The organism is Mesorhizobium sp. M7A.F.Ca.CA.003.01.2.1 (assembly GCF_003998945.1).
Lineage (GTDB): Bacteria > Pseudomonadota > Alphaproteobacteria > Rhizobiales > Rhizobiaceae > Mesorhizobium > Mesorhizobium ciceri.
Genome location: NZ_RZRA01000447.1, coordinates 1 through 4,503 on the forward strand (window position 1 = coordinate 1; position 4,503 = coordinate 4,503).

The following is a 4,503-nucleotide window of genomic DNA, read 5'->3' on the forward strand; positions in this document are numbered from 1 at the left end:
ATCCTCACATGAGCGAAGTCGAACTTTATCCTGGCCGGGTCTCACCGCTCGGCCTCGGCACCATTCCGCACGCCGACATCCTGAAATACACCGGTTTGGAATTGCTGCAGCGCATCGTCGACGGCAAGTATCCGGCGCCGCCGATTTCCTTCCAGCTGAATTTCACTCTCACCGAAGTCTCGGAAGGGCGCGCTGTCTTTCGTGGCATGCCGAGCGAGCGCCATCTCAACCCGCTGGGCAGCGTGCATGGCGGCTGGGCGGCGACGCTGCTCGATTCGGCACTGGCCTGTGCCGTGCAGACGCTGCTCGAAAAGGGCGAGGCCTATACGACGGCGGAGTTCAAGGTGAATTTGACGCGTCCCATCACGCCGAAGACCGGCGAAGTGGTCTGCGAGGGCAGGGTTGTTCACAAGGGCCGCACGTTGGCGGTGTCGGAAGCGACGCTGAAGGATGGCGGCGGCAAGCTGCTGGCTTTCGGCACCGAAACATGCTCGATCTTTCCGGCCGCCAATCTGGCGGCGCGCTGAGTTTTCTGGCCGTTTGGCCGCCGCATTTGCATGTCAGTGAGACGAAACGTCAGTGAAAACTGGCCTGGTTTGGGGGAACCGCCATGTTTGAGAGCCTGATCGGCCTTGTCGCCATCATCGCCTTGTTCGTCATCATTTCGCGCCAGCAGAGCCGCATCGGCCTTGTCGAGCGCGAGCTTGGCGCGCTGCGCAGCCTTGTGCTCTCGGGAGCCGTGCCGCCTGCGGCCAAGCCGTCCGAACAGACGGTGGCCGACAACGTGCCCGCCGATGTGATTCCAGCCGTTGCGGCAGCGGCCGACATTCCCTCTCCAGCGACAAGCGAGCCGGTCGCCGCACCGGCGCCACCCACGGAAACGGAAGACTCGACCGGCGAGATCGTGTCCGGGCCGTGGACCGCTCCAGAACCGGCGCCGAAGGCGGTGGAACCCGCGGAGCTTCCCGGAGCGACGAAAGCCGCCCGCCAATCCGATGTCGAAACCGCGCTCGGCACCCGCTGGGCGGTCTGGGTCGGCGGCATCGCCCTGGCGCTGGGCGGTCTGTTCCTGATCCGCTACACCATCGAAGCCGGCATTTTCGGCCCCGGCGTACGGCTGACCATGGCCGGCGCGCTCGGCCTTGTGCTGGTCGTGGGCGGCGAGTTCGTCCGCCGCACCGGCTTCAAGATGCCCGTACAAGGCGCCGCGGGCGCCTATATTCCGGCGATCTTGACAGCGGCCGGTGCCTTCATCCTGTTCGGCACCGTCTACGCCGCGCATGGCATTTACGGTTTCATCGGGCCGGCGCTCGCCTTCACGCTGCTTGGGGCCATCGGTGTGGCAACCATTGCCGCTGCGCTCGTCCACGGCCAGGCGCTGGCCGGCGTCGGCCTTGTCGGCGCCATGGTGACGCCGGTGCTCGTCGCCTCGCAGGCACCCAATCCCTGGGCGCTGTTCGGCTATCTCGCCATCGTGCTTGCCGCCACCGGCGTCATCGCCCGCATGCGCGACTGGAAGTTGCTGATGGCGGCTGCCTTTTTCGGCACCGGTGTCTGGACCATTCTCTATATGACCGATGCGCCGGGGGCGAACCTCTCTGCGATCCTGCTCATCGACGCCGTCACGCTGGCCGTGCTCGCCCTTGTCTGGCTCGCTCGCCGTGGCGACGAAACCACGCCAGACAGGGCTTTCGACTGGCCGTCCATCGTGCCTGGCCTGTTCGTCGCATTCTCGGCACTGGGCCTGTCGGTAGACCCGGCCTTTGCTGCCGCCGGCTATGCCTTGCCGGGCGCGGTGGTGATCGCCGCGATGGTGGCGGTCACGCTTTATCGTCCGCTGGCGCTGCCGCTCCTCTATGCCGCGGGACTGGTCACGGTGCTGATCTATCTCGGCATTATCCCGCCAACCTCGATCGCTTCCGATTTTTCGGGCGGCGCCCTGGGCGTCGACGGACTGCCGGTGGCCACGTCCAACGCGCTGACCTTGCGCATCGGCATCGCACTCGGCCTGGTCTTCATCGGCGCCGGCTTCTGGGCCGCGCGCCGGTTCGCCGCTGGGACACAGATACGTGCGGCCTCATGGGCGGCGTGGGGCGTCATCGTCCCGCTGGTCGTCCTGCTGGCGCTCTGGTTCACTTTCGGCAATCTCGACCGTGACCCTGTCTACGCCGCCGCAGCGGCACTGTTGGTCGTCATTTTCGCCGCCGGCGGCGAGTGGATCGCGCGGGCCGAGGAGCCGCCGCTCAAGGGCGGTGTCGCGGTCTCGTTTGCCCTGGGCGGCGCGGCCATCGCCGGGCTCCTGCTCATGCATATGGCTTTCGATTCCGGCTGGACCACCATCCTGCTCGGTGCGGCGGCCATCGTGCCGGCGCTGGCCACGCGCTGGCGCTCCTATCCGGTGCTCGGCTGGATTTCGGTCGGCGCGGTGATCGCGGTGCTTGGCCGTGTCGCCTTCGACCCGACCATTGTCGGCGCCGGCTTCCTGTCGACGACGCCGGTGTTCAACTGGCTGCTGCCGGGCTACGGCGTGCCCGCACTGGCCTTCGGCTTCGCCGCGTGGCAGCTAGCGCGCACCACCAACGGCCGACCGCGCCTTGCCATGGAAGCGGCGGCGGCGCTGTTTGCGCTGCTCACGCTCGCCATGCTGGTGCGCCACGCCATGCATGGCGGCGTCATCGACACGGGTGCCATGACGCTCGCCGAACAGTCGATCTACACCCTGATCGCCATCGGCGCCGGCGCCATCCTGGTCGCCATCGACATGCGCTCGCCAAGCTCGGTGCTGCGCTATGGTTCGATGGCCGCCGGTGTGGCCTCGGTCGCTTTCATCGTTGTCAGGCATTTCGTGGTGCTGAATCCTTTGCTTACCGACGAATCGACCGGCCGTATCCCGGTGTTCAACCTGTTGTTCCTCGCCTATCTCCTGCCGGCGGTCGCCGCCGGGGGACTGGCGCTCTACGCCAGGGACAAGCGGCCAAAATGGTATGCGCAGATGCTGGCCGTGGTGTCTGCCGCGCTTGCCTTCGCCTATGCCACGCTGTCGGTGAGGCGCCTGTTCAAGGGCGAATTCATCGGCCTGTGGAGCGGCCTCGGCCAGTTGGAAACCTACACCTATTCGGCGCTCTGGCTGGTGATTGGCGTTGCGCTGCTCTCAGCTGGCGTCTGGCTGAAATCGCAGGTGCTGCGCATCGCTTCGGCCGCGCTGATCGCGATCGCCGTGCTGAAGGTCTTCATATTCGACATGTCGGAGTTGGAAGGCGTACTCCGGGCGCTATCCTTCATCGGCCTCGGCGCGGTTCTGATCGGTATCGGCCTGTTCTATCAGCGGCTTTTGACACGGGCGGCGAGGGAAAACGGATAAAGGCAAGCAAGAACAATAAGATTTCACCCCGACCGGGAATAAATCGGCACTCGCCAGCGTTATCTCATTGCTTGGGTGACCGGGGCGGGAGACCGCTTCGCGCTGGCCCCTTGCGCCGCGCCCGGAAGGCGCGTTCAATCCAGATCAACAAGGGCGACCTCGAAACCAGCGGTCATGGACGAAAAGAAGGCAGCAATCCTTGGCGAAATACCGCGCCTGCGCCGTTACGCACGCTCGCTTTTGCGCGACCGCGACGCTGCCGACGACCTTGTCCAGGATTGCCTCGAGCGGGCGCTTGTGCGGCTCGACAACTGGCAGACAGGAGAAAGCCCCCGGAGGTGGCTGTTTACGATCATGCATCATTTGTTCATCGACCAGATGCGCAAGGTGAACCGCCGCGGCGAGGCGGCGATGTTGCCGCTGGAGGCGGGCGAGGCCGTTGCCCAGCCGGCAGAGCAGGTGGAGAGTATCGCCTCGCGCGAGATCATCGACGCGTTGCAGGCGATCAGCCCCGATCGACGCGCAGCTCTTGTCATGGTTGCCATCGAAGGTTTTTCCTATGCCGAAGCCGCCAACATTCTGGGCGTCCCCGCTGGCACGCTGATGTCGCGCATTGCGCGCGGGCGTGAGGAATTGCGTGGTTTGCTGGACGATACGGCGCGTCGCCGCGCGATAAGGATCGTCGAGAAATGATCCGCCGCGACTTTTCCGAACGGGACATCCACATGGCGCTCGATGGCGAGCTGCCTGCAGACGAGCGCGCCGCTTACGACGCCTGGCTCGACGCCAATCCCGAGATGAAAGCCAGGAGCGCCCGTTTCACCGCCGACCGGGCGGCGCTGCGTGCCGCCTTCGCCGGGGTGCTGGACGAAGCCGTGCCTGCGCGGTTGCGCAAGGTCGTGCTTGGCGAGGCGCCGGTCAAGGCAGCTGTGCCACGCTCGCGCTGGTGGCTTGCCGCTGCCGTGTTGCTGGTCGCCGCCGGCGGGCTTGGTGGCTACCTTGCCGGCGTCGACGGCATCGGCCAGGAGGACCCGGCGGAAGATCGGCTGGCCGAGCAGGCAATCGCGGCCCATGTCATCTATGCCGCCGAAAAGCGGCATGCCGTCGAGGTTCCGGCCAGCGACAAGGACCATCTGCAGACC

Annotated in this window: 4 protein-coding genes; all 4 read left to right on the top strand. The window is 66.0% G+C overall.

Going from position 1 to position 4,503, the window contains the following annotated elements; genetic code table 11:
- Positions 1-8: 8 nt before the first annotated feature.
- Positions 9-527: a PaaI family thioesterase gene (locus tag EN969_RS18340; protein WP_013532579.1), complete on the top strand. Its 519-nt coding sequence runs from the start codon at positions 9-11 to the stop codon at positions 525-527.
- Positions 528-610: 83 nt separating this feature from the next.
- A complete protein-coding gene (locus tag EN969_RS18345) occupies positions 611-3,361 on the top strand; it encodes a DUF2339 domain-containing protein (RefSeq protein WP_063167700.1) in 2,751 nt (916 codons plus the stop codon).
- 174 nt (positions 3,362-3,535) lie between these two features.
- A complete protein-coding gene (locus EN969_RS18350) occupies positions 3,536-4,054 on the top strand; it encodes an RNA polymerase sigma factor (protein ID WP_013532577.1) in 519 nt (172 codons plus the stop codon).
- The coding region (locus tag EN969_RS18355; protein ID WP_164758333.1) for an anti-sigma factor at positions 4,051-4,503 on the top strand (453 nt) is incomplete at its 3' end. The genes EN969_RS18350 and EN969_RS18355, both read left to right, overlap by 4 nt.